Genomic DNA, 22,384 nt, shown 5'->3' with positions numbered 1-22,384 from the left:
TGTCCGTGAGCACGCTTTCGGGTGATTCGAACGTTTAGCCTGGTGACGGACGTGGTTCCGGGGCCGTGACTCCGACCGTCCCCCGGTCGTTGTGGCGGCCGGAGCACGAGAGGAGCACGGTGAGCATGTCGCGAGCGGTCGAATGGTGGGATGAGCACCAGATCCCCCTCTACCTGGCCGCGATCGCCACCGGCGCGCCGGCCGGGCTCGCCGCCCCGCGCATCGCCCCGGCGCTGGAGGGCGCGATCAACCCGGTGCTGGCGCTGCTGCTGTTCGCCACGTTCCTCGCCGTGCCGATGGCCGAGGTCGGGCGGGCCTTTCGTGACGTGCGCTTCCTGGTCACGGTGCTGGTGGCGAACTTCGTGGTCGTCCCCGTGATCGTCTACGGCCTGTCCCGGTTCGTCGCCGACGACCGAGGGCTGCTGCTCGGGCTGCTGCTGGTGCTCCTGACCCCGTGCATCGACTACGTGATCGTCTTCACCGGGCTCGCCGGTGGGGCGCGCGCCCGGCTGCTGGCGGCCGCGCCGCTGCTGATGCTGGCGCAGATGCTCCTGCTGCCCGTCTACCTGCTGGCCTTCGCGGGGTCCGACGTGCTGGCCGTGGTGGAGGTCGCACCGTTCGCGGAGGCGTTCCTCGTGCTCATCGTCGCGCCGCTGGCCGCCGCGGCGCTCGTGCAGGCGCTCGCGCGCCGTCGCCGGGCCGGGCGGGTGGTGGAGGAGGTCATGGCCGGGGCGATGGTGCCGCTGATGATGGCCACGCTCGCCGTCGTCATCGGCTCCCAGATCGCCGCCGTCGGCGCTCAGGTCGTGACGCTGGCGCGACTGGTCCCGCTCTACGCGCTCTTCGTCGTCCTCGCCGTGGCCGTGGGCCTGGTCGCCGGCCGTACGGTACGCCTGGACGTCCCAGCCACGCGGGCGGTCATGTTCTCCTCCGCCACCCGCAACTCCCTGGTCGTCCTGCCCCTCGCCCTGGCGTTGCCGCCGGCGCTCGGCATCGCCCCGCTGGCCGTGGTCACCCAGACGCTGGTGGAACTGGTGGCGATGGTGGTCCTCGTCCGCCTCGTCCCGAGGCTCGTGCCCGAACCGCTCCCGGCGGACGCGTCCACGTCGGCGGGCCACCGTAGCGGCAGGGTGGCGCCATGACGGACGGGGAGGAGACGCCGTCTGACCTGGCGCGCCCGTCAGGGGCGGCGCTCTGCGAGGATTGTGAAGTGGCTCGTAACATGTCGGGAGTGCGATCAGTCGAGCCGGTCCGCGCGGGGGTGCCCCGATGGGAGATCACCGTCCCGTCGAGGCCCGGCCGGTTGCCCGGGGTCGTCATGGCGGGGTTCAGCGATCACGCGAACGAGTTCCTCGACCTCGTCCTCGTCCCGCATCCCGCGATCACGGTGCTCTTCGACTTCGGCGACGAGCCCTTCGTCATCGAGGACGGCCGCGGTACGCGGCAGCGCGAACGGGTCGTCGCCGGGCTGGCTCCCGACCAGGCCCGCGGGCGGGGACTGGCCGGAAGCTCCGAATGCCTCCAGCTGCGGCTGTCCCCGATGGTCGCGCACGCGGTCCTGGGCGCCTCCTCCGAACTGGGCGGGACGGTGGTCACCCTCGACGACCTGTGGGGACGCGAGGCCGTACGGATCCAGGAGCGGCTGCGGGCCGCCGGGTCGTGGGAGGACCGGTTCGCGATCGCCGAGGACGTGCTGGCCCGCCGGGGTGACGCGGGCCGGGCCGTCGATCCGGAGGTCGCCTTCTCGTGGAGGCGGATGGTGGCCAGCCGGGGGCGGGTGCGCGTCGAACGGCTCGTCGCCGAGACCGGCTGGAGCCGTAAACGCCTGTGGTCCCGGTTCCGCGCGCAGGTCGGGCTGACCCCGAAGCGGGTCGCCCAGCTCATCCGCTTCGACCACGCGGCCCACCGCCTGGCCGCCGGTCAGCGGGCCGCGACGGTGGCGGTGGAGAGCGGTTACGCCGACCAGTCCCACCTGCACAGGGACGTCATGACCTTCACCGGGACGACCCCGGGCGCGATCGCGCTGTCGCCGTTCCTCGCGGTGGACGACGTCGCCTGGCCGTTCACGCGGGCCCGGAGCGCGGCCGTGCCGATCGGCGCCTAACCGCCCGCGGCGGGGCGGTCGCCACTGCCGCACAGGCGCAGCGCGCTGCGCAGGCACAGGGCCGCCGCCTCGGGGGGAGCCAGGCGGCCTTCGGAGATCTCCTCCGCGGCGGCGTGCTGGAGACCGATGACGGCGGCGGCGAGCCAGGCGGCCGGGGGCACCGGGTCGAAGTCGCCGGTGTGCTGGCCGCGCCGGATGAGGCGTTCGAGCCGTGGCGGCACGACGTCGTGGGGGTCGTCGCCCTCGGGCCGGTGGACCCGGCCCACGGTTAGGTCGAGCAGGAGGGGATGGCGGCGCAGGAACCGCCAGCCGGCGTCGAGGAACCCGGCCAGCGCGTCGGGGGGCGGCGCGGTGTCGAGTGCGGCCGCGTCGAGCAGGGCGGCGTACTCCGCGGCGGCGACCTCGATGAGGGCCGCCATCAGGGCGTCGCGCGAGGGGAAGTGCGCGTAGACGGTCTGGCGGGTGACGTTCGCGGTGGTGGCGATCTCTTCCATGCTGGCGTCGGGGCGCTCGCCGAGGACGACGCGGGCCGCGTCGAGGATCGCGTCGATGCTGCGCCGGGCGTCCGAGCGCCGGCGGCGGGGCCGGGTGGCGGTGTGTGCGTCAACCATCGCGCCGATGATATCCCGCCGCAATAACCTTGACAGCGCGTAAGAGATACTTAAGTCTTACGGCATGTCAAAGAACAGCTCGGACGAGAGCCGTCCGGCGATCGAGGCGTACGGACTGGTCAAGATCTACGGCGAGCACCGGGCACTGGACGGGATCGACCTCACGGTCCGGCGCGGCCAGGTGTTCGGCTTCCTCGGGCCCAACGGCGCGGGCAAGACCACCACGATCCGCATCCTGGCCACCCTGACCCGCCCCGACGGCGGCACCGCCCGCGTCCTCGGCCACGACCTGACCGGCGAGCGCGAGGCGATCCGGGCCCGCGTCTCCGTGACCGGCCAGTACGCAGCCCTGGACGAGGACCTGACCGGCCACGAGAACCTGATCATCCTCGGCCGCCTCCACGGCCTGTCCCGCGCGGCCGGCCGGCGGCGCGCCGACGACCTGCTGGCCGCCTTCGACCTGACCGGCCCGGCCGGCCGCCCGGTGGGCGGCTACTCGGGCGGGATGCGACGCAGGCTGGACATCGCGGCCGGCCTGATCGTGCCGCCCGACCTGCTGTTCCTCGACGAGCCGACCACCGGGCTCGACCCGCGCAGCCGCGGCCAGGTGTGGGAGCTGGTCCGCCAGGTCGCTACGGCCGGCACCACGGTGTTGCTCACCACCCAATACCTGGAGGAGGCCGACCAGCTCGCCGAGCAGATCGCCGTCATCGACCGCGGCCGGATCGTGGCCGAGGGCACCAGCGCCCAGCTCAAGTCGCGGGTCGGCTCGGGCGCGCTGCACCTGCGCCTCCTCGACGGCGGGCAGCGCGCGCGGGCCCGGCAGGTGCTGGCCGACGCCCTGGACGGTACGGTCCGCCTCGCCGCCGATCCGCTCGCCCTGTCCGTGCTCCTGCCCGCCCCGGCCGGCGCGGCCGACGTGGGACGGCTGGTCGGGCACGCCATGACCCGCCTCGCCGAGGCCCAGGTGGGCATCGCCGAGATCACCCTCGGCCAGCCCAGCCTGGACGAGGCGTTCCTCGCCCTGACCGGCCACCTGGCCACCCCCGACCACGAGGACGTGCCCGCATGAGCACCACGGCCCAGCCCTACCGGATCGACGTCCTGCTCACCGCGCCCCGGCCGCGCCGCCGCGCCGGAGCGCTCACCGCCTCGGCTACCTTCGCCCTGCGGGCCCTCCTCAAGATCAAGCACGACCCCAAACAGCTCGTGGACTCGATCGCCATCCCGATCCTGTTCACCGTGCTGTTCACCTACCTGTTCGGCGGCGCGGTCAGCGGCTCGACCGGCGACTACCTCACGCTCCTCCTGCCGGGCACGCTCAGCATGAGCATCGCCATCGTCACCATGTACGGCGGCGCCCGCCTGGCCAAGGACGTCACGACCGGGGCCTTCGACCGTTTCCGTTCCCTGTCGGTGTGGCGCGGCGCGTTCGTGCTCGGCGGGCTGCTCAGCGACGCCGTCCGCTACCTGTTCGCGTCGGCCGTCGTGGTGCTGCTCGGGCTGGTCATGGGCTATCGGCCGGCCGGCGGGATCACGGGGGTGCTCGCCGCGGTGGCGCTGGTCGTCGCCTTCGGGCTCTCGCTGTCCCTGCTGTGGGCCGCGGTCGCCCTGATCGTGCCCGACCAGGCCGTGGTCATCAGCATCGCGAACGTCGTGCTCATGCCGCTGTCGTTCGCCAGCAACGTCTTCGTCCGGCCCGAGACCATGCCCGGCTGGCTGCGGGCCTTCGTCGAGGTCAACCCGCTCAGCCACGTCGCCACCGCGGCCAGGGGCCTGATGAACCACGCCGGCGGCACCGGCGCGGCCGTCACCTGGTCACTCGTCGCGACCGCCGCCGTCACCGTCGTGTGCGCGCCGCTCGTCCTCCACCTGTACGGCAGGCGCGGATGAGGCGTCGCCGAGCGCGCGGTGTTCGGCCTCGGTGATCTCGTGCACCGCGACGGGCCGCCCGTGGGCGGGCACCACGGTCTCGAACGCGAACCGCAGGCCCAGCTTGTCCATCACCCGCCGGGACCGGTCGTTGTCCACGTGACGGATGCTGACGACCCGGTCGAGACCGCATTCGGTGAACCCGAACCGCAGCAGCCGCCGCGCCGCCTCGGTGGCGTAGCCGTGTCCCCAGTGGGGGCGTCCGAACCGCCAGCCGATCTCCACGGCGGGCAGGACCTCGGGCAGGAACGCGGGCACCGCCAGGGCGACCCAGCCGGCCGTCCTGCCGGTCTCCCGGACGACCACCGAGAGCAGGCCGTGGCCGCGTTCGTCCCATTCCTGCCGGGCGCGGGCGATCCCGGCCGCGGCCCGCTCCGGAGGCAGCACGGAACCGTCGCCGATGTACCGCATGACCTCGGGGTCGGCGTTCATGGCGGCGAAGGCGTCGAGGTCGTTCTCGTCCGGGCGGCGCAGGAGCAGGCGGGCGGTCGTCAACTGGGTCATCCGGTGATGATGCCAGAGCCCGGGACGGGCGGTTCGTCCCGTCAGGGGGGCCTTCGAGAAGCCCGCTGACCCACAGCACGGGCCTTCCAGCTTGGGGCGCCCCGCTCTCGCCGACCGGACGGTCGGGCGTCATCCTTCGGGACGACGCCGTCGCGACCTCCGGAGGAGCCGGCCGAGACCCGGTGACGATGTGCGGGGCACTCCCACGGCAGCAGAGTGGGCCAGGTGAACGCCTCTTCCCTACGAAACCGTCCCACAATCGTGCCGACCCTGATCGTCGCCGTCTGGTCGGTGAGCTATCTGCCCTTCGGCCTGCTCTGGGCTGTCGGAGGGCCCGCATATCCCTTCGACGCCGGCCGTACGGGCGCGGGCAACACCCTGCTCGACCCTCTTCCGGCGGCAGCCGGCGGGGCCGTGCTCGCGGTGTCGGCGCTGGTGGCCGGCGTCCTCGCCGTGCTCGCCGGCAGAGGTCCGCTCAACCGGGCCCCCGCCGTCGTGGCCGTCGCGCTCGGCGCCGGCCTGGCGGTGCTCCTGCCTGACGTGCGCATCATGATGACCGCTGGTTATCTGCCGGTGATGCTGGTCGCCGCGCTCGCCGGTCAGGCTGAGTTCTCGATGATCGCGACCATGCTCACGTGGCCGAGCGTCAACCTGCTCATCCTGATGGCGGCCGGCGTCAGCCTGATGCTCCTGGGGACGCGCGCGCTGATCGCAGGGGCCGGGCGGCCCGGTAGCGCCGCCCGCGCGCTACGGGTCGGGCAGTACGCGACCGCCGTCGCGGTCGCCGTCCCCGTCGTCTACGCCGTCACCCGCTTCGGCTGGCTGCTGGGCGTGCCTGTCGGGATCAGCGACCAGTTCCTGGCCCACATCGCCGAGATCACCCCGATCGGCGCCGGTCTCAGCACGCTCGGTCTCATCGGTGCGGTCCTGACCTTCGGCTTGGTCCGGCCGTGGGGTGAGATCTGGCCGCGCTGGGTGCCGTTCCTGCGCGGGCGTGCGATTCCGGCGAAGCTCCCGGCCTGCTCGGCTCTGGCCGTCTCCCTCCCCGTCACCTCCGCCGGACTGATGTACGTCCGCAAGAAGCTCACCGGCGAGCAGGTCGGCCCTGCGGGGGCGAACACCGAACTGGGGGCCTGGCTGCCGGAGATGTTGTGGCCGCTGTGGGGTGCGGCTCTGGCGGTGGCCGCGCTGTCGTACCTCTCCCGCCGCCGGCACCTCGTTCACGCACACCGACCATAATGGTGGGCGTGCGAGAGTCCCCGTCATCTTCCGATGCCGCGGTGGACTCGTTTCTCGACCGGCATCAGGTGAGCACCGATGCCCTGCTCGCGGTCCTGCTCTTCCTGCCGCTCGGCCTGGTCTCGTTGAGCCTGCTCCGGGCCTCGGACAGTCCTCTGCCGCTCCGCCTGCTCGCGGGTCTCGGCCTGCTGGTGCTGCACGGGTGCGTCGTTCCGCGTCGGCTGCGCCCGCTGGTGGCGTACGGCCTGGCCGCCGCGGCGATGTTGCTGCTGGTGGCACTACCGCCCCTGCATGACCCGGGCGGCGCCTACTATCCGGCGGTGCTGCTGCCGAGCACGCTCGTCTTCGGGCTGCTGCTCTACACGGTCTGCGGCCGGCTCGACCTGCTGCCCAGCCTGGCCTGTCTGGGTGTCGCCCTGACGGGTGTGGCCCTGGTCCTCGCGCGTCTGTGGAATCCGGCCTCATGGGGCGGCTCGTCGGGCTCCTACGAGCTGGTCGCCTGGCGGATCGGGCTGTCGGTCGGCCTGGTCGCCGCGGCGGCGTGCCTATGGTCGCTGGGCCGCCTCAGCCGGATCCGGGTGTTGTTCCTGTCCGAGCTCAGAGCGAAGGCCGAGCGCGCAGAGGCCGACCGTACGCGGGAGCGGCAGGAGGCGGCGCGGGCGGAGCGCGACCGCATCAGCCGCGAGATGCACGACGTGGTGTCCCACTCGCTCGCCGTCATGGTCAGCCAGGCGGAAGGTGGCAGGCTGTCCGACCCGGGCTCGCCCGGGGCGGACGTGTTCGCCACCATCGCCGGGGTCGGGCGCGAGGCCCTGCGCGACATGCGCGGGCTCCTGGGCGTGCTGCGCGCCGACGGCGGCACCACTCCGCAACCGGGCCTCGGCGATCTCTCCGACCTGCTCGACCAGGTACGCGACACTGGCGTCCGGCTCGCCGTACAGGAGGTCGGGGACGCCCGGCCGCTGCGCCCCGCCGTCGACCTGACCGCCTATCGTGTCATCCAAGAGGGACTGACCAACGTGATCAAACACGCGGGGGCGACGGCCGCCGCCGGCATGACGCTGGCCTGGCGCGCGGACAGACTGCACATCACCATCACGAACGACGGCGCCGGCCCGCCCGCCGGAGAGGCCGGCGTCGGGCTGACCGGGATGCGCGAACGTCTCAGCATGGTGGGAGGCACCCTGGAGGCCGGCAGACGCTCCGGCGCCGGCTTCGAACTGTCGGCCACCCTGCCTTATGAGCCGAGGAGTCTCCCATCATCCGGATCATGATCGTCGACGATCAGGAGCTGCTGCGCAACGGCCTGACCATGGTCGTCAGGTCCCAGCCCGACATGGAGGTGGTCGCCGAGGCCGCTGACGGCCTGTCGGCGCTGTCGGCCCTGTCGGCGCCGGAGTCGCGGCACGTCGACGTGGTGGTGATGGACATCCGTATGCCCCGAATGGACGGTGTCATCGCCACCAGGGAGATCCAGCGGCTGGACGACCCGCCGAAGGTGCTGGTGTTGACCACGTTCGATCTCGACGAGCACGCCCTGGCCGCGCTGCGCGCCGGTGCGAGCGGGTTCATGCTGAAGGACGCGCCGGGTGAGGAGATCATCGCTGCGATCCGGCACGTGCACCGGGGTGACTCGATCATCGCGCCCGCCACGACCCGCCGGCTCATCGGGCGGCTCGTCGCGAAGGCCGACACCGACCCGGACGCCGTGCTCAAGGTGCTCACGGAGCGTGAGCGTGAAGTGTTCCTCAGCCTGGCCGGAGGCGCGTCCAACGCCGAGATCGGGGTCGAGTTGTTCTTGTCGGAGACCACGGTCAAGACCCACGTGGGGCGCATCCTGACGAAGCTCGGGCTGCGCGACCGGGTCCAGGCGGTGGTCCTGGCGTACGAATCCGGCGTTGTCACTCCGGGCGATCGTTAGGCGCCGACTCACGCACATCGCGTCCAGGCCCCTGGGGTGAGGTCGACGGGGAGTCGGCGTCGGGTCCTGTACTGGCGCAAATCCCGGCTGGGACTTCCCGCCAACCCTCCGAGCGCGATGCGATCACTGACCTGCCCCCCAGGAACAGATCGCAGTCCCGCTCACTGGCCACACCAACTCCATGGAATCAGTGACATCCAGGCCCGATGGCAAGGTGCTCGCCTCTGGAGCTATAGATGGTGCGAGAGGCATGGCCGGGCTGGTGACCGTACTGGCGCTGACGGTGAGCGGGTGCGGCGGCGCACCACCGGCCAAGCGTCTCGCCGTGCTTCTCAGCGCCAATAGTTGACCACCGTGTTGCGACGCCCGCTGGAATTCGCCGTTCAAGGGGGGCACTCCCGGCGGTGCCGGTGGTTGGACGCTGGAGGCGTCCGGGGCGGCCGTTCCGGAGTTAGTGTGAGGGCATGCCACCATCCGATTCGGACGGTTCGTTACGGCCCATCACCTTCATCGTCCTCGGCCTGCTGGTGACCGCAGGCCCCCAGACCTCCTACGAGCTGCGGCGCAACGTCGAGCTCTCCGTCGCGTTCTTCTGGCAGGTCCCCCGCTCGCAGCTCTACGCGGAGCCACAGCGCCTGGTCACGCTCGGCCTGGTCTCCGCGACGCAGGAGGAGACCGGCCGCAGGCGGCGGACGTTCGCCGTCACCGATGCCGGGCGCGAGGAGCTCGTGCGCTGGCTCGGGGAGCCGGCCGAGGCGTCGCAGCACCGCGACCCGGCGATGCTCAAGCTCTTCTTCATGGACGCCGCCCCCGAGCTCATCGAACCCCTCGCCCGCCGACGGGTCGAAGAGCTCTCCGGGACGTTGCGCTTCCTCGAACAGCCTGGGCTCGGCGGCGTCCAGCCGAGCCATCTGCGGGTGCTCACCTGGGGGAGAGCGACCGTGCGCGCCAACCTCGCCTTCTGGCGATCCGTGCTCGACGACCTCGGGGGAGAACGATGATCAAGCGGTATCCGCTGCTCGCCTTCTTAGCCATGGCCTACCTGGGCTCCTGGATCGGCTGGAGTCCGTGGTGGCTGTCGCAGAGCGGGGTGGGGCTTCTGCCGTACGAGCTCTCGCTCCCGGCGATCGCGGGCGTCAATCAGCTCGGCCTGTTCGCCGGTCCGTTCGCGGCGGCGATCGTGGTCACCCGCGTGGTCGAGGGGCCTTCCGGGTGGCGGCGGCTGCTGCGGTGGCGGGCGCATCCCGGCTGGTACGTCCTCGCTCTCGCGGTGATCCCCTTCGCGGTCGCCGTGGGGTACACCGTGCAGATCGGGGCGGCGGCCGCCGTCACCTACGTCGTCTACCTGATCGGCGGGCCGGTCCAGGAGGAGCCCGGCTGGCGCGGCGTGGCGCTGCCCCTGCTCCAGCGAAGGCTGCATCCGCTCGCCGCCGCGTCGGTGCTCGGGGTGATCCACTGCTTCTGGCACGTGCCGCTCTTCCTGACCCGCGAGTGGGACACCGCGAGGAGCGACGCCGGGCAGCTCGTCGCCTACCTGGTGCTGACGGTCGCGCTGTCGATCGTACTGGCGTGGCTGGTCAACGGGTCGCAGGGGAGCATGGCGGTGGCCATCCTCGGGCACAACGGCGTCAACTGGGCGCTCTTCCTGGCGGGGACGACCGTCACGAGCACCTGGCCGGCGGCCCTGGGCCTGGCGGCGCTCGCGGTCGTGGCCGTGACCGTGACCAGAGGGCGGCTCGGCGTGCCTCGGTAGCGGTCGAGGTGGGGGTTGAGGAACGGCGGGACAGCCGTCGGCGGTACCCGCCGGTCACTGGGTTGACCGAACACATCTCACGCTCTGCCGAGACGCGTCACTGGTAATCCGGTCCTACGAACCGCGTGGCGGCCTGCCGCCGAAACCCAGCGGCCGAGCGGGACCGACGCGCAGGTCAGCGCCCTGTTACTCGCCGGGACCGCTAATGGCTGTTCCGATATTCCCCAGTTCCGAGCACCGGGAGGAGTGCGGCGCTCAGGTGCGCGTGCACGTGGGCCACGTCCCGGTAGGCGTAGGCCAGGTTGTTTGAGGGTGTCTTCAATCCTCTTTAGCGATCTTGGCTTTGTTCCTGAGAGCCAACCCCGCGGGAGAGATCTTCGGTGGCCGTAGAATCGCCGCGGCAGCCTTTACAGGAAGCGGGGAGCCGCGGATGAGAGTCGGAATCTCCGGCGCGCACGGGACAGGGAAGACGACGCTGGCCGAGGCGCTGTGTGAGCACCTGCCGGGCCACGTGGCGGTCGACGAGCCGTACTACCTGCTTGAGGAAGAGGGGTACGAGTTCGGGTTCCCGCCGTCCTTGGAGGACTACCGGGCCATGTTCGCGCGCTCGGTGCAGAGTATGACCTCGCCGCTGTCGGCGGCCGGGGTTGTCTTTGACCGGACACCACTGGACTACCTCGCGTACATGGCCGCGATTGGCGCCGACCCCTCGGGCGAGGCCGGAACCGCAGGGCTCCGGGCCGCCTTTGCGGGCCTTGACCTGCTGATCGTTACGCCGGTCACAGCGGAGACGGAGCGGGCGTTGCCGGCTGCGGAGATGCGCGTGCTTCGCTCGCGGGTGAATGATGCGCTGCTGGACCTGGTCTATGACGACCCGCTGAGCGCCTGGGAGTCCATCCCGGTGCTGGAGCTCAGCGGATCGCTGGACGGCCGACTGGGCGCGGTCCTTGCCGCGCTGGGCCATGCGGTGTCCTAGCTGGGCCTGAATGCGCGAATTTAGCTGTCGCGCAGGGGGCTCTCGGCATGGTCCAGGCGGCCTGCGATGCCGAGGCCGGCTTTCTGGGCCGCCGAGCAACACTTCGACGGCCTGTCGGGAAGCCTTCTGAACCTGACACCCACTCACCGGCGATCGGAGTCCCTGGATCGGACTGCGAGGATCAGCCGAGCGTGAACGTCCTGGCGCGGATACGGCGCCGACTGGGAGGGTGGGCCTCATGATGGAGGACTTGCGGGACGCCGAGCGCCGACTTCAGGCCGCGCAGCTCGCCGGAGATGTCGAGGCGCTGGATCGGCTGCTGGATGATCGGCTGATCTTTACCTTCGGTGCGAACGTTGCGACCAAGGCGGACGACCTGGAGCTGCACCGCACTCGGACGCAGGTGGTGACGAGGGTGGCCGAGGAGGAGTTGACCGTGCTCGCCGATGGGCGCACCGGGGTGACGTGGTTTCTCGGCACCGTCGAAGGGACCGTCTCCGGGGCGCCGTTCGCGGCCAGGATGCGCTACACCCGTACGTGGCTGTACGACGAGACACACGGCTGGCGAATCATCGCCGTGCACGCCGGCACGACCGATTGACATAGCCGACACGCTCCCGATGTCCGTCTACCGGCCCTGGATCTGTCCGTCAGCCACCACATCCCCGCCGCGGCGGGGATCAGAAGGTGTCTCTGAACTGGTGAAATGATCTCCGGCGCGGTCGTCCGGAGCCTGCGCGGGCGCATCGTCTTGTCTGATCCGGCGTGGACTGCGGCGTCCGCATCTGCTGGCAGCTCGGGCTTGCCGTGAGGGCTTGTGGCCAGGTTCGGCCAACCTGGCCTGCTGGTAAGAATCGCGGCCCCACGGCTCCGGGGCATCACGGATCACTAACAGGCGAAGAAGCCCCCCAAAGTCAGCACTCAGCCTCCTCGAAGGCCGGTCGGCGGGGGTGCTTCCCGCTGCCCGAGTGGGCCGGGCTCGCCGTGCTGGGCGCGTACGCGGTGGCCACGGCCTGGCCGGCCCTGCGCCGGGCGGGGACGACGGCGGCACCACGGCACGTAATGGACGGTCACCTGCGGATACTCCACCATCATCGGCTGTACGGCGAAGGCCGCCGTGCCCCGGCGCAGCCACACGCCGAGCCCGATGCGAGGACGGCGCTGAGCGCCAGGACCAGGGCGACGCCCACGAACACCCGCGCCTCGATGAGCGCGCCCAGCAGGGCCGTCCCGATGACGACGAGGGCCGCGACGGCCAGGGCGACCAGGCGGCCGGGACGGCGGAACACGGGTCATTCCCGCCAGCAGAGTTCGGTGGTCGGCATGCCGTCGGTCATACGGATCGGCCCCTCGCACGACCTGAACGGCTCCTGTCATGCACTCCCCGGCTCGCCGGAGCGGCGGGCGTAGGCGCGGGCGGCGCGGGCGCGGTCGCCGCAGCGGACCGAGCACCAGTGGCGGCGGCCGTGGCGCAGCAGGTAGCGGTTGCACGGGCTGGACCCGCACGCGGTGAGGCGGTCGGCGTCGGAGCCGGTCAGCAGGTCGGCCGCGTTGGCGGCGAGGGTCGCCAGAGCGCGGTCGAGGATCTCGTTGGTGGGGCACGGCGCCGCGCGGTAGGGGCCGTGTTTCTCGTCCCATTGGAGCAGGGCGGCCGAAGGGGCCCTGCTCAGCGCGTCGTTGACGGCGGACAGGGCCGAGGGCAAGGGGGGCAGCCCGTCGACGCGGGAGGCGAACAACGATCTGAGGTGCTCGCGCAGTGAGCGCAGCTGCGTGGCGCACATCTCCCGCACGCCTGCGTCGGCCGGGGCCAGGCCGTGTTCGGTGAGCCACCGGTTCGTCGCTCCGGGGGTGCCGAGGAGGTCGCTGAAGTGTCCTCCGGGAAGCGCGACGGCGCTGTTCACGAAGTCGATGGCGACGTAGTCCTCCGCCCCCGGCGCGGGCGGCAGCGCGGGCTCGGCCGTCAGGGGATCGCTCATACCTCTCATGGTACGGCTTGCATTCATCCGTGAGACACCGCTACCGTCCTTCACGGATAAACCGCTTCCCATCCGTGAGGTAATGATGGCTGACACGCGTACCGGCCCTGACCTGCTCCCCATCCGCGTCCTCGGCGGCCCGACCGTGCTCTTCGAGTACGGCGGCCTGCGTTTCCTGATCGACCCGACCTTCGACGCTCCCGGCGTCTACGACGTGCCGGGCGGCCGGCTGACCAAGACGGAGCCCCCCGCCGCGACGCCCGACGGCCTCGGCCGTATCGACGTGGTCCTGCTCTCGCACGACCACCCGGACCACCTCGACGACGCCGGCCGGAACCTGCTGCGCGAGGTCCCGCTCGTCCTGACCACGCCGGACGCCGCGCGGCGCCTGGGCGACGGGACCAGGGGGCTGGCCGACTGGGAGCCGGTCGAGCTGGAGCGGCCCGGCGGCGACGTGATCACCGTAACGGGCGCCCCGGCCGTGCACGGGCCCGGCGCCCGTGAGGAGGTCGAGCCGGTAACCGGGCAGGTCGTCGGGTTCGTCCTGACGGGGGAGGGGCTGCCCACTGTCTACGTCAGCGGCGACAACGCCTCGCTCGACGCGGTCAGGGAGATCGCCGGGCGCTTCGGCCCGGTGGACGTCGCCGTCCTCTTCGCCGGGGCTCCCCGGTTCCCCATCCTGTTCGACAACGCGCTGATCGTCCTCGACAGCGCGCAGGCCGCCGAGGCCGCCCGCATTCTCGGCGCCCGCCGCGTCGTCCCCGTCCACCACGACAGCTGGGCGCACTTCACCGAGGGACGTGACGACCTGGTGGCCGCGTTCGCCGAGGCGGGGCTGGGCGACCGCCTGGACCTGGGTGACCGGGGATGAGGCACGGCCGCCCCGATCCGGCCCGGCCGCGCCCGGCGCGAAGAGGGCGTACATGACGACCGGCCGGAAAGGGCCGCACGTGACGACCGGCGCGCCCGGCCCGGGGGGTGCGGTCGTGACGGCCGGCGCGCCCGGCGGAAACGAGGGTCTGACGCGCCTTCGGGCGCAGCGTCGCGTCCTGATCGTCCTGGTCGCCGCCCAGGTGCTCAGCGGCGCCGGGCTGGCGGCCGGGGTGACCGTCGGCGCGCTGCTCGCGCAGGACATGCTCGGCTCCACCAGCCTCACTGGGGTGGTGAGCGCGCTGTCCACCGCCGGTTCCGCGCTGGCGGCCGTCGCCGTCGGGCGGGTCTCCCAGGCGCGCGGACGCCGTCCCGGCCTCGCGGCCGGATATCTGGCAGGCGCCGTCGGGAGCGTGGGCGTCGTCGCCGCCGCCGTCGCCGGCTCACCGGTACTGCTGTTCGCCGCGATGTTCGTCTACGGCGCCGGTGTGGCCACCAACCTCCAGGCCCGGTACGCGGGAGCCGACCTGGCGACCTCCGCCGGCCGCGCCCGCGCGGTGTCCACGGTGCTGGTGGCCACCACCATGGGCGGCGTGCTCGGCCCCGGCCTGGCCGGCGTCACCGGCGACCTCGCGCACGGCCTCGGCATCCCGTACCTGGCCGGGCCGTTCCTGCTGGCCGGGGCCGCCTACGCGGTGGCCGCCCTGGTGCTGGCCGTCTGGCTGCGCCCGGATCCGCTGCTGCTGGCCCGCGCCCTGGAGGCCGGACGCGCCGATGGGAAGGGCGAGGCCCGTCCTGGATCGACGGCCGGAGAACGGTCCCCGGGTGTGCTCGCGGGCGTGCTGGTCATGGTGTGCACCCAGCTGGTCATGGTCGCGATCATGACGATGACGCCCGTCCACATGCACGATCACGGCAACGGGACCGGCGCCTCCGGCCTCGTCATCGGCGTCCACATCGCGGCGATGTACCTGCCCTCGCCCCTGAGCGGCTGGCTCGTCGACCGGTACGGCCGCCGTACGATCGCCGTCGCCTCGGCGCTGACCCTGCTGGCCGCCGGGATCATGGCGGCGTACGCGCCGGGCGACTCCGTCGCGGCGATCGCGGTGGCCCTGGCGCTGCTGGGCCTGGGCTGGAACCTCGGCCTCATCAGCGGCACCGCGATCGTCACCGACGCCGTCCCGCTGGCCGGCCGTGCCAGGGTTCAGGGCCTGGTGGACGTCGCCGTGGCCGTCGCGGGCGCGGTGGGCGGCCTGGCCTCCGGCCTGCTGGTCGCCGCCGCCGGTTACTCCGTACTGGCCGTCGGCGGGGGTGTGCTGGCGCTGGCGATCGTGCCGGTGGTCCTCGCCGTCAGACGCGGGGCGGCTCCTGGGCCGGACGGCGGCGCAGCGCGAGGGCGATGAGGGGGCCCACGGCGACCAGGGCCGCGAGCACGGCGTAGCCGTAGGCGAGCGAGGCCAGGGTGGCGACGCCGGCGACGAGCAGCGGGCCGCCCGCGTCGCCGAGCTCGCGGCCCAGCTCGGCCGCGCCCATGGTCTGGCCCATACGCTCGGCGGGCGTACGGGCGGCGAGGGCGGCGAACCCGAGCGGCGTGATGAGCCCGGTCCCGGCGCCGATCAGCACGGCGGCCGACAGGATGCCGGCCAGTCCGGGCAGCGTGGCGCAGGCCAGCCCGGCCGCGGTGATCAGCAGCCCGGCCGGCAGGCCGGTACGGATGCTCAGACGCCCCGCGTCGAGCGCCCGTCCGGCCCTGGGCTGGACGATCGCCGCGCACGCCGCCAGGACCGAGACCGCCGCGCCGGTCGCGACCGTGCCGAGACCGGCGGCCCTGCCGGACACGGGCAGGAAGCCCACGCCGACCGACAGCGCGGCGGTGACCGCGGCCAGCGCGGCGGTCGGGACGAGGAAGGCCGGGTCGGCCAGGCGCCGCGCCAGGTCCAGCACCGTCTGGCGGGCCTTGGGCAGCGGCGGCACGACGGGAACGGCCAGCGCGGCCCATACGGCGACCGCCGCGCCCAGCACCGTCAGGACCGCGAACAGCAGCCGCAGCCCACCGGCCCACACCAGCACGCCGCCCAGCAGCGGGCCGAGGGTGTAGCCGATCGACTTCCAGAAGCCGTAGCCGCCGAAGGCCCGGCCGAGCTTGGCCGCCGGGTTGAGCCTGGCCACCAGCGCCGAGGCCGACGGGGAGAACGCCGAGGCCGCCGCGCCCTGGCCCAGGCGGGCGGCCCACAACCATCCGGGGCTGTCGGCGACGACGTACAGGCCGGAGGCGACCGCGAAGGCCACCAGGCCGCCCAGCAGCAGCGGACGGGCGCCGATCCGGTCGGCCAGGCTGCCGAACAGCGGCTTGAGCAGCACCTCGACGCCGTCGTAGAGGGCCAGCAGGCCGCCGAGGACGAGCAGCGAGGTGACCGCGTCGGCGGAGAACCCGCCGAGGTTGGCGGCGATGCCGTGCGCGCCGAACGCGGTGGTGAACCCGGCCGCGTACAGGGGCCACATCTGCCGGGCCGGTGCGGCGGCGGGCGCCGGGCGGGTCATCGGGCGTCCTGCGGCGGCTGGTGGGGCATCTCGTGGAGGGCGGCGAAAACCCGTTCGGCGAAGTCCTCGCAGGCCGCGGCGCACTCGCGCAGCCGTTCCGACGCCTTGGCGGCCTCCGGGGCGCCGAAGACGTCCCGGGCCGTCAGGTCGCGGTGCCAGCGGCGCAGCCGCTCCAGCGACTGCTCCTCCTCCTCCAGCTCGGCCATGGTGAGCTTGCCGATGCGGATCTCCTTGGCCAGCTCCTCCTCGAACGCGCCGCAGTCGGCCAGGAACTCCACCCAGTCGGCGGACCGGGCCGCGCCGAACAGCGCCCGCAGGCGGTCGGCGTCCTGCGTGCCGCGCCCGGTCGCGACCAGCGTCATGAACTGGCCGCCGGCCTGCTCGGTGAGCGTCGTCGCGCGGGCGACGCCGGCGGCGAAGACCGGTACGTCCGGTACGGCCCACACGCCCTGCCCGAGCGAGAGCGCGCCGATCTTGCGCAGCTCCCGCCACACCGCCACCCGATGCCGGGACGGCTCCGCGGGAACCTTGATCACCAGAACGAGCCAGCGACCGGCCTGTTGCATGTCAGCCACATCGGCGAATGTAGCACGTGTTACATCAGCCAGGGAGGGGCGGTCGCGATCAGGCCATGGCGGCCGCGCTCTTCAGGAGCGAGGGCCGGATCTGTTTGCGGGAGACGATGCCGAGCTTCATGAACACCTTCCGCAGGTGCCATTCGACCGTGTGCGGGCTGATGAAGAGCTGGGCGCCGATCTCGGGATTGGTCAGCCCGTCGCCCGCCAGCCGCGCGATCTGCGCCTCCTGCGGGGTGAGCGTGCCGGTCGCCTCGGCGGGCCGCCTGCGGATCTTCTCGCCGGTGGCCTGGAGCTCGCGGCGGGCCCGTTCGGCGAACGCCTCGGCGCCCATCCGGCCGAACATCTCGCAGGCGGCGCCGAGCTGCTCGCGGGCGTCGACGCGGCGGTTCTCCCGGCGCAGCCACTCGCCGTACAGCAGGCGGGCGCGGGCCTGGACCAGGCGGGCCTCGGTGCGTTCGAGCCGTTCGACCGCCTCCCGGTACAGTGCCTCGGCGGCCGGTCCCTCGCTCACCTGGGCGCGTACGCTCGCCGAGGTGCCGAGGCCCCAGTCGGTGCCGCCGGCCTGCGCCAGCTCGTCGAGCCGCCGCGCGGCCTCGGCGGCGCGGGCCGCCCGGCCGCTCCTGGCCGCGGCCTCGACCAGCTCGACCAGCGACCTGATGTACGCCCCGCCCAGCTCCCTCGGATGCTCGGCGCCGCGTTCGGCGGCCACGTACGCCTCCTCGTAGCGGCCCAGGCCGTTGTGGAGCACCGCGCTCGCCCAGTGGGTGGCGGTGACGACCTTGCCCTCGCCTCGCAGGGCCACCTCGCGGGTGACCGCCTCGATCGCCCGGTTCGTCGTGGCCGGGCGGCCCTTCCAGGGCTCCAGCACCAGGGCCGCGTACTGGGCGAGGAAGCGGCTGCCCGTCGCCTCGCCGACCGTCACCGCCTCGGCCAGCAGCTCGTCGGCGCCGACAAGGTCGCCGGCGAGTGCCCGGTTCGACACGAGCATGTGCAGAGCCGTCGGCAACACCGACAGCGCCCCCGTCTCGCGGGCCAGGTCGACCAGCCGGGTCGAGAGCGCCGTCCAGCCGTCGAAGTCCCAGACGTTGTGCGCCACGCGGCACGCGAGCGGCAGCCAGCTCAGGCCCTCTTCCGCGGAGAGCTCCTCGGTGTGGAAGCCGCGCAGCGCCCGCAACACCTCCTGCGCCCCCGCCGGGTCGTCCTCGACGACCCCCATGGCCACGGCGTTCAGGAACCGGTCATTACGCCGCGGCGGCGGGCCGGCCGGTACGGCGAGCGCGGCCCTCGCGATGTCCGGCAGCGCGGGGACGCCCGGCAGGCGGCCGGCGGTCACGGCGGCGTGCATGGCGTCGCGGTAACCCTCGCGGGCCGGCCCGGGGTCCAGCGGTTCGAGCCGCCTGGCGGCTTCGAGCAGCAGCGGCAACGCCGTGCCGGCGCTCGTGGAGGCGAACACGATCTGGCCGCGCAGCAGGCCGGACCGGGCCAGGTCGTGTTCGTCCAGGGGGCTGAGCTCGGCCGCGTCCAGCAGTTCGAGGGCGGTGTCGTAGCCGCCGGCACGGTACTTGGCGCGGGCGGCGGCCAGCGCCCTGGGGCCGCGACGGGCCGGATCGGGGGTCAGCTCGGCCGCCCGCTCCAGGAACGCGGCCGCCGCCGCGACGCCGCCGCGCGCCTGCGCCCGGCCGGCGCGGCGTTCCAGCTCGGCGGCGACCGTCTCGTCGGGGGCGGCCGTCGCGGCGGCCAGGTGCCACACCCGGCGCTCGGGATCGGCGTGCGGATCGGTCGCCTCGGCCAGCGCGCGGTGGACGTTCTGCTGCTCCTCGGGGGTGGCCGCGCGGTAGGCCGCCGAGCGCACCAGCGGGTGGCGGAAGCGCACCCGGGTCCCGATGCCGATCAGCCCCGCGGCCTCCGCCGGGGCCGCGGCGGACGTGCCGACGCTCAGCAGCTCCGCCGCGCGGGCCAGCAGGCTCACGTCGCCCAGCGGCTCGGCCGCCGCGATGAGCAGCAGCCGCCGCGTCTCGGCCGGCAACGCCTGGAGCCGCCGCAGGAAGTCCAGCTCCGTCCGGCCGGCCGGCGGCGCCGCGCCGGGCCGCCCGAAACCGCCCGCCAGCTCGGCCGGGGTCAGGCCGCGTGGCAGGTCGAGCAGGGCCAGCGGGTTCCCCTGGGCCTCGGCGACGATCCGGTCCCGTACCGGCTCGTCGAAGCGCCCGGGGGTCGCCGAGTCCAGCAGGGCGCGGGCGTCGTTGTCGCTCAGGCGGGCGACTTCACGCTGCGGCAGCCCTCGCAGCTCCTGTCCGAGGTGGGGCTCGCGGACCGCGATCAGCAGCCCGACCGGGCCGTCGAGCAGGCGGCGGGCCACGAAGACGAGGGTCTGCGCGGAGACCTCGTCCAGCCACTGGGCGTCGTCGACGAGGCAGACCAGCGGCTCCTTCTCGGCCGCGCCGGCCAGCAGGTTGAGCACCGCGAGCCCGACCAGGAAGCGGTCCGGCGCGCTGCCCGCGCTCAGCCCGAACGCCACGCCGAGCGCGTCGCGCTGCGGCTCCGGCAGGCGGGGGAGGCGGTCCAGGAACGGGGCGCAGAGCTGGTGCAGCCCGCCGAAGGCCAGCTCCGTCTCCGACTCCACCCCGGCCGCCCAGGCGACCCGGCAGCCGGAGGCGCTGTCCCGGGCGTACTCCAGCAGGGCCGTCCTGCCGATGCCGGCCTCGCCGCGCAGGACCAGTACGGCGCTGTGGCCGTCCTGCACGGTCGCGACGAACCGGTCGAGCAGCTCGCACTCGATCTGCCGCCCGCGCAGCCGCCACCGGGGGTCCGCGCCGGTCATCGGCCCGTTCCCACCGGCGGGCCGGAGGGGATCAAGGACTTCCGCATCTGTCACCGTTCCCACGAAGAGCTGGAGCAGCGCACGGGTCGGTACGCACGACCATGAAAGCAAGCCGGAAACCGGAGATCGAGGCACAACCGCAGGCACAAATAGCCGGGCGGATCGTGCACACCGCATGGACGCGGCGGGCGCCGGTCTTTCAGCCGATCCCGTCGAGTTCCTCGCGTACCTCGGCGGCCTGGTCGGTGTCGCCGAACTCCTCGAACAGGCGCAGCGCCTCCGCCAGTGCCTGCCGGGCCTCCTCGGGCCGCCCCGCCAGCCGCAGCGCCGCGCCGAGACCGCGCTGGGTACGCGCCAGGGTCGAGGCGATCGGGAAGGCGCGCAGCTCGGGCAGCGCCTGCCGGAAGGCGTCCACCGCCTCCGGTCCGCGTCCGAGGGCGAGGTAGTCGGTGCCGAGATGGGTCAGCGCGGCCCCGAGCGCGTAGCTGACGATGGCCGTGGAGCCGCCGTAGCCGGGGTCGCGCAGCGTGGCCACCAGCGCGAGGTTGCGTTCGACGGCCTCGGCCACCAGACCCGCCCGTCGCAGCGCGCCGGTGTGGCTGGTCACGGCCTGGGGGTAGCCCTCCAGGTCACCCGCCTCCAGGAGCAGGTCGGCCGAACGCCGGGTGTAGTCGAGCAGGCGGTCCACGCTGTCCGGGTCGGTCCGGAGGGCGTAACCGGCGTAGAACAGCGCCCATCCCTGCCTGCGTACGTCACCGGCCTCGCGGGCCAGCTCCAGCGCCCGCAGCGCGGTACGCTCCCCCTCCTCGGTACGGCCCTCGCACACGGTCAGCGCCCAGGACAGCTGGTTGAGCTGCACCGCCTCCTGGACCCGGTCGCCCATGGCCCGGGCCGCGCCGGAGGACAACTCGAACACCTCGCGCCAGTGCTCCCACCGCCTCCACAGGTCGGAGTACCAGTACATGGCCCCGGCCACCTCGACCACCGTGGCGTGCTCGCCGCGCCGGGCCGCCGAGCGCAGGGCGTCCAGCCAGGCCGTACCCTCCGTCTGGAGCCAGTCGTTCGCCTCCTCGCGGCTGCCGAGCGGGACCAGCGAGCGCCACTCCGGGGGCGGGGCGCCATGGTCGGGCTCGAACCAGCGGCCTGCGATCAGCGCGATCTCCAGCAGCCAGGTCTCCATGCGAAGCCGTGCGTTCTGCCGGGCCTCGGCGGATTCCTCCTGCTCCAGGCGGGCGCGGGCGTACAGGCGGACCAGGTCGTGGAAGCGGTGGCGACCCGCGTACGGGGACTGCAGCAGCCCCAGCTCGACCAGCTCCTCCAGCGTGTCCTCGGCCTCGGCCAGGTCCACCTCGGCCAGCACGGCGGCCAGCGGCACCCCGAACTCCGGCGCGGCCGCCAGCGCCAGCCGCCGGAAGGCGGCCCGCGCCGCGCCGGACAACTGCCGGTACGACAACGCGAACGCGGCGGCCACGGCGAGATCTCCGGCCGCCAGAGCCTCCAACCGGCGCCCCTCGTCGCCCAGCCGCTCAACGAGCTGGCCGATCGTCCAGGCCGGACGGCTCTGCAGCCGGTTGCCGGTGATCCGCACCGCCAGCGGCAGGTTCCCGCACAACCTGGCCAGCTCGGCCACGCCACCGGGATCGCTCCGGCCGCGCTCCTCACCGACGATCGCGCGCAGCAGCCCGGCCGCCTCCTCGCCGGACAACTGCGCGAGCGGGATCTGCCGCACCCCTTCGAGCCCGGCCAGCGTACGGCGGCTGGTGACGATCGTCATGCCCGCGCCGGACGCCGGCAGCAGCGGGCGCACCTGCGCCTCGTCGGCGGCGTTGTCCAGCACGACCAGGGACCGCCGGTCGGCCAGCAGCGCCCGGTAGAACCCGGCCCGTTCCTCCTCGTCGCCCGGGATCCGCTGCTCGGCCACGCCCAGGGCTTTCAGCAGCCGCGACAACACCGCCCCGGGGCCCGGCGGGAGGCTGTCCATGCCGCGCAGGTCCACGTAGAGGCGGCCGTCCGGGAACAGGTCGGCCAGCAGGCCGGCCGCGTGCACGGCCAGGGCCGTCTTCCCGATCCCGGCGGTGCCGGAGATCGTGGCCACCACCGCGGAGGCTCCGGTCCCGGCCCGCCCGGCGAGCCGGCGCAGCAGCGCCAGCTCCGGCTCGCGGCCGGTGAAGTCACCCGCCTCGCGTGGCAGCTCGCACGCGCCCGGCAGCGGGCCGCTCGGCCGCGGTCGCCCGGCCCGCGCGGCCTCGTCCAGCTCCGTCCGCCGGTCGTCGCCGAGGCTCAGGGCCTCGGCCAGCGCCTCCACCGTGCGCTGTTGCGGGCCGCGGCTCCTGCCGCGCTCCATGTTGCCGATGGCTCGTACGCTCACTCCGGAGGCGTGGGACAGTTCCTCGATCGTCAGCCCCGCGGACTGCCGCAGGTCGCGTAGCAGCGGACCGAACGCACCGGCCATCCGTCCTCCTCCATGCCGCCCGCACCCCGGCCGCAGGGCGGCGCGACCAACGTACCGGCTGCGACGAGACCCGTCACCGGCGGGCCCGCGGCGCGACGTGTCTCTCTGT

The 22,384-nt window shown here is 73.4% G+C and carries 21 protein-coding genes; 13 read left to right on the top strand and 8 right to left on the bottom strand.

Annotated features, from left to right (window positions below; all coding sequences use genetic code 11):
- Positions 1-125 precede the first annotated feature (125 nt).
- Both IEZ27_RS03535 and IEZ27_RS03530 read left to right on the top strand, forming a co-directional pair.
- Positions 126-1,142, top strand: a complete 1,017-nt coding sequence (locus tag IEZ27_RS03535) for a bile acid:sodium symporter (RefSeq protein WP_189645961.1) — start codon at positions 126-128, stop codon at positions 1,140-1,142.
- A gap of 89 nt (positions 1,143-1,231) precedes the next feature.
- Positions 1,232-2,104 carry a helix-turn-helix domain-containing protein gene (locus tag IEZ27_RS03530; protein ID WP_229823169.1) on the top strand — a complete coding sequence of 291 codons (873 nt, stop codon included), beginning with the start codon at positions 1,232-1,234 and terminating at the stop codon, positions 2,102-2,104.
- Here IEZ27_RS03530 and IEZ27_RS03525 read toward each other — a convergent pair.
- A complete protein-coding gene (locus IEZ27_RS03525; RefSeq protein ID WP_189645835.1) occupies positions 2,101-2,715 on the bottom strand; it encodes a TetR/AcrR family transcriptional regulator in 615 nt (204 codons plus the stop codon). The two genes, IEZ27_RS03530 and IEZ27_RS03525, sit on opposite strands and share 4 nt — an antisense overlap.
- 64 nt (positions 2,716-2,779) lie before the next feature.
- Between IEZ27_RS03525 and IEZ27_RS03520 the strand changes: the two genes are divergently transcribed.
- Together IEZ27_RS03520 and IEZ27_RS03515 are read left to right on the top strand one after the other, a co-directional pair.
- Positions 2,780-3,787: an ATP-binding cassette domain-containing protein gene (locus tag IEZ27_RS03520; protein WP_189645834.1), complete on the top strand. Its 1,008-nt coding sequence runs from the start codon at positions 2,780-2,782 to the stop codon at positions 3,785-3,787.
- Complete coding sequence (locus IEZ27_RS03515; RefSeq protein ID WP_189645833.1) at positions 3,784-4,608, top strand: ABC transporter permease; 825 nt, start codon at positions 3,784-3,786, stop codon at positions 4,606-4,608. Before IEZ27_RS03520 ends, IEZ27_RS03515 begins: the two co-directional genes overlap by 4 nt.
- On the opposite strand, the gene IEZ27_RS03510 is transcribed toward IEZ27_RS03515, so the two are convergent.
- On the bottom strand, positions 4,534-5,151 hold the full coding sequence (locus IEZ27_RS03510; RefSeq protein ID WP_189645832.1) for a GNAT family N-acetyltransferase: 618 nt from the start codon (positions 5,149-5,151) through the stop codon (positions 4,534-4,536). The two genes, IEZ27_RS03515 and IEZ27_RS03510, sit on opposite strands and share 75 nt — an antisense overlap.
- 261 nt (positions 5,152-5,412) lie before the next feature.
- Between IEZ27_RS03510 and IEZ27_RS03505 the strand changes: the two genes are divergently transcribed.
- The 7 genes from IEZ27_RS03505 to IEZ27_RS03475 all read left to right on the top strand — a co-directional run bounded on the left by IEZ27_RS03505 (position 5,413) and on the right by IEZ27_RS03475 (position 11,641).
- A complete protein-coding gene (locus IEZ27_RS03505; RefSeq protein ID WP_189645831.1) occupies positions 5,413-6,390 on the top strand; it encodes a hypothetical protein in 978 nt (325 codons plus the stop codon).
- A 41-nt stretch (positions 6,391-6,431) separates the two neighbouring features.
- Positions 6,432-7,664: a sensor histidine kinase gene (locus tag IEZ27_RS03500; RefSeq protein ID WP_189645830.1), complete on the top strand. Its 1,233-nt coding sequence runs from the start codon at positions 6,432-6,434 to the stop codon at positions 7,662-7,664.
- The gene (locus IEZ27_RS03495) at positions 7,661-8,311 is read left to right on the top strand and encodes a response regulator transcription factor (protein ID WP_189645829.1); all 651 of its coding nucleotides are present in this window, start codon (positions 7,661-7,663) and stop codon (positions 8,309-8,311) included. The genes IEZ27_RS03500 and IEZ27_RS03495 overlap by 4 nt, the downstream gene beginning before the upstream one ends.
- Positions 8,312-8,775: 464 nt before the next feature.
- Entirely contained in the window at positions 8,776-9,312 is a 537-nt protein-coding gene (locus IEZ27_RS03490) for a PadR family transcriptional regulator (RefSeq protein ID WP_189645828.1), read from the top strand.
- The gene (locus tag IEZ27_RS03485) at positions 9,309-10,064 is read left to right on the top strand and encodes a CPBP family intramembrane glutamic endopeptidase (protein ID WP_189645827.1); all 756 of its coding nucleotides are present in this window, start codon (positions 9,309-9,311) and stop codon (positions 10,062-10,064) included. Before IEZ27_RS03490 ends, IEZ27_RS03485 begins: the two co-directional genes overlap by 4 nt.
- Positions 10,065-10,494: 430 nt before the next feature.
- On the top strand, positions 10,495-11,040 hold the full coding sequence (locus IEZ27_RS03480) for an AAA family ATPase (protein ID WP_189645826.1): 546 nt from the start codon (positions 10,495-10,497) through the stop codon (positions 11,038-11,040).
- 241 nt (positions 11,041-11,281) lie between these two features.
- Complete coding sequence (locus tag IEZ27_RS03475) at positions 11,282-11,641, top strand: nuclear transport factor 2 family protein (protein ID WP_229823210.1); 360 nt, start codon at positions 11,282-11,284, stop codon at positions 11,639-11,641.
- Between the two features lie 490 nt (positions 11,642-12,131).
- Here IEZ27_RS03475 and IEZ27_RS03470 read toward each other — a convergent pair whose 3' ends face one another.
- Both IEZ27_RS03470 and IEZ27_RS03465 read right to left on the bottom strand, forming a co-directional pair.
- A complete protein-coding gene (locus IEZ27_RS03470; protein WP_189645825.1) occupies positions 12,132-12,329 on the bottom strand; it encodes a hypothetical protein in 198 nt (65 codons plus the stop codon).
- 84 nt (positions 12,330-12,413) lie between these two features.
- Positions 12,414-13,016 (bottom strand): CGNR zinc finger domain-containing protein, encoded by a 603-nt coding sequence (locus IEZ27_RS03465; protein WP_229823168.1) that lies wholly within the window; start codon positions 13,014-13,016, stop codon positions 12,414-12,416.
- An 85-nt stretch (positions 13,017-13,101) separates the two neighbouring features.
- Between IEZ27_RS03465 and IEZ27_RS03460 the strand changes: the two genes are divergently transcribed.
- Positions 13,102-13,887 carry an MBL fold metallo-hydrolase gene (locus IEZ27_RS03460; protein WP_189645823.1) on the top strand — a complete coding sequence of 262 codons (786 nt, stop codon included), beginning with the start codon at positions 13,102-13,104 and terminating at the stop codon, positions 13,885-13,887.
- Between the two features lie 52 nt (positions 13,888-13,939).
- Positions 13,940-15,289 carry an MFS transporter gene (locus IEZ27_RS03455; protein WP_189645822.1) on the top strand — a complete coding sequence of 450 codons (1,350 nt, stop codon included), beginning with the start codon at positions 13,940-13,942 and terminating at the stop codon, positions 15,287-15,289.
- Here IEZ27_RS03455 and IEZ27_RS03450 read toward each other — a convergent pair.
- The 4 genes from IEZ27_RS03450 to IEZ27_RS03435 all read right to left on the bottom strand — a co-directional run bounded on the left by IEZ27_RS03450 (position 15,237) and on the right by IEZ27_RS03435 (position 22,275).
- A complete protein-coding gene (locus IEZ27_RS03450; RefSeq protein ID WP_189645821.1) occupies positions 15,237-16,427 on the bottom strand; it encodes an MFS transporter in 1,191 nt (396 codons plus the stop codon). The two genes, IEZ27_RS03455 and IEZ27_RS03450, sit on opposite strands and share 53 nt — an antisense overlap.
- Entirely contained in the window at positions 16,424-16,993 is a 570-nt protein-coding gene (locus tag IEZ27_RS03445; RefSeq protein WP_189645958.1) for a Chromate resistance protein ChrB, read from the bottom strand. The genes IEZ27_RS03450 and IEZ27_RS03445 overlap by 4 nt, the downstream gene beginning before the upstream one ends.
- 58 nt (positions 16,994-17,051) lie before the next feature.
- The gene (locus IEZ27_RS03440) at positions 17,052-19,823 is read right to left on the bottom strand and encodes a helix-turn-helix transcriptional regulator (RefSeq protein WP_189645820.1); all 2,772 of its coding nucleotides are present in this window, start codon (positions 19,821-19,823) and stop codon (positions 17,052-17,054) included.
- Positions 19,824-20,022: 199 nt separating this feature from the next.
- Positions 20,023-22,275, bottom strand: a complete 2,253-nt coding sequence (locus tag IEZ27_RS03435; protein ID WP_189645819.1) for a helix-turn-helix domain-containing protein — start codon at positions 22,273-22,275, stop codon at positions 20,023-20,025.
- Positions 22,276-22,384: the final 109 nt, after the last annotated feature.

Source organism: Nonomuraea spiralis, from assembly GCF_014648435.1.
Lineage (GTDB): Bacteria > Actinomycetota > Actinomycetes > Streptosporangiales > Streptosporangiaceae > Nonomuraea > Nonomuraea spiralis.
The sequence above is the reverse complement of the archived record's forward strand: the minus strand, read 5'-3'. Positions and strand labels throughout refer to the sequence as shown.

Coding starts and splice junctions, on each gene's coding strand:
- IEZ27_RS03535 (WP_189645961.1), top strand. CDS start 126: ATGTCGCGAGCGGTCGAATGGTGGGATGAGCACCAGATCCCCCTCTAC.
- IEZ27_RS03525 (WP_189645835.1), bottom strand. CDS start 2,715: ATGGTTGACGCACACACCGCCACCCGGCCCCGCCGCCGGCGCTCGGAC.
- IEZ27_RS03520 (WP_189645834.1), top strand. CDS start 2,780: ATGTCAAAGAACAGCTCGGACGAGAGCCGTCCGGCGATCGAGGCGTAC.
- IEZ27_RS03515 (WP_189645833.1), top strand. CDS start 3,784: ATGAGCACCACGGCCCAGCCCTACCGGATCGACGTCCTGCTCACCGCG.
- IEZ27_RS03510 (WP_189645832.1), bottom strand. CDS start 5,151: ATGACCCAGTTGACGACCGCCCGCCTGCTCCTGCGCCGCCCGGACGAG.
- IEZ27_RS03495 (WP_189645829.1), top strand. CDS start 7,661: ATGATCGTCGACGATCAGGAGCTGCTGCGCAACGGCCTGACCATGGTC.
- IEZ27_RS03490 (WP_189645828.1), top strand. CDS start 8,776: ATGCCACCATCCGATTCGGACGGTTCGTTACGGCCCATCACCTTCATC.
- IEZ27_RS03485 (WP_189645827.1), top strand. CDS start 9,309: ATGATCAAGCGGTATCCGCTGCTCGCCTTCTTAGCCATGGCCTACCTG.
- IEZ27_RS03480 (WP_189645826.1), top strand. CDS start 10,495: ATGAGAGTCGGAATCTCCGGCGCGCACGGGACAGGGAAGACGACGCTG.
- IEZ27_RS03475 (WP_229823210.1), top strand. CDS start 11,282: ATGGAGGACTTGCGGGACGCCGAGCGCCGACTTCAGGCCGCGCAGCTC.
- IEZ27_RS03465 (WP_229823168.1), bottom strand. CDS start 13,016: ATGAGCGATCCCCTGACGGCCGAGCCCGCGCTGCCGCCCGCGCCGGGG.
- IEZ27_RS03460 (WP_189645823.1), top strand. CDS start 13,102: ATGGCTGACACGCGTACCGGCCCTGACCTGCTCCCCATCCGCGTCCTC.
- IEZ27_RS03455 (WP_189645822.1), top strand. CDS start 13,940: ATGACGACCGGCCGGAAAGGGCCGCACGTGACGACCGGCGCGCCCGGC.
- IEZ27_RS03450 (WP_189645821.1), bottom strand. CDS start 16,427: ATGACCCGCCCGGCGCCCGCCGCCGCACCGGCCCGGCAGATGTGGCCC.
- IEZ27_RS03445 (WP_189645958.1), bottom strand. CDS start 16,993: ATGCAACAGGCCGGTCGCTGGCTCGTTCTGGTGATCAAGGTTCCCGCG.
- IEZ27_RS03440 (WP_189645820.1), bottom strand. CDS start 19,823: ATGACCGGCGCGGACCCCCGGTGGCGGCTGCGCGGGCGGCAGATCGAG.
- IEZ27_RS03435 (WP_189645819.1), bottom strand. CDS start 22,275: ATGGCCGGTGCGTTCGGTCCGCTGCTACGCGACCTGCGGCAGTCCGCG.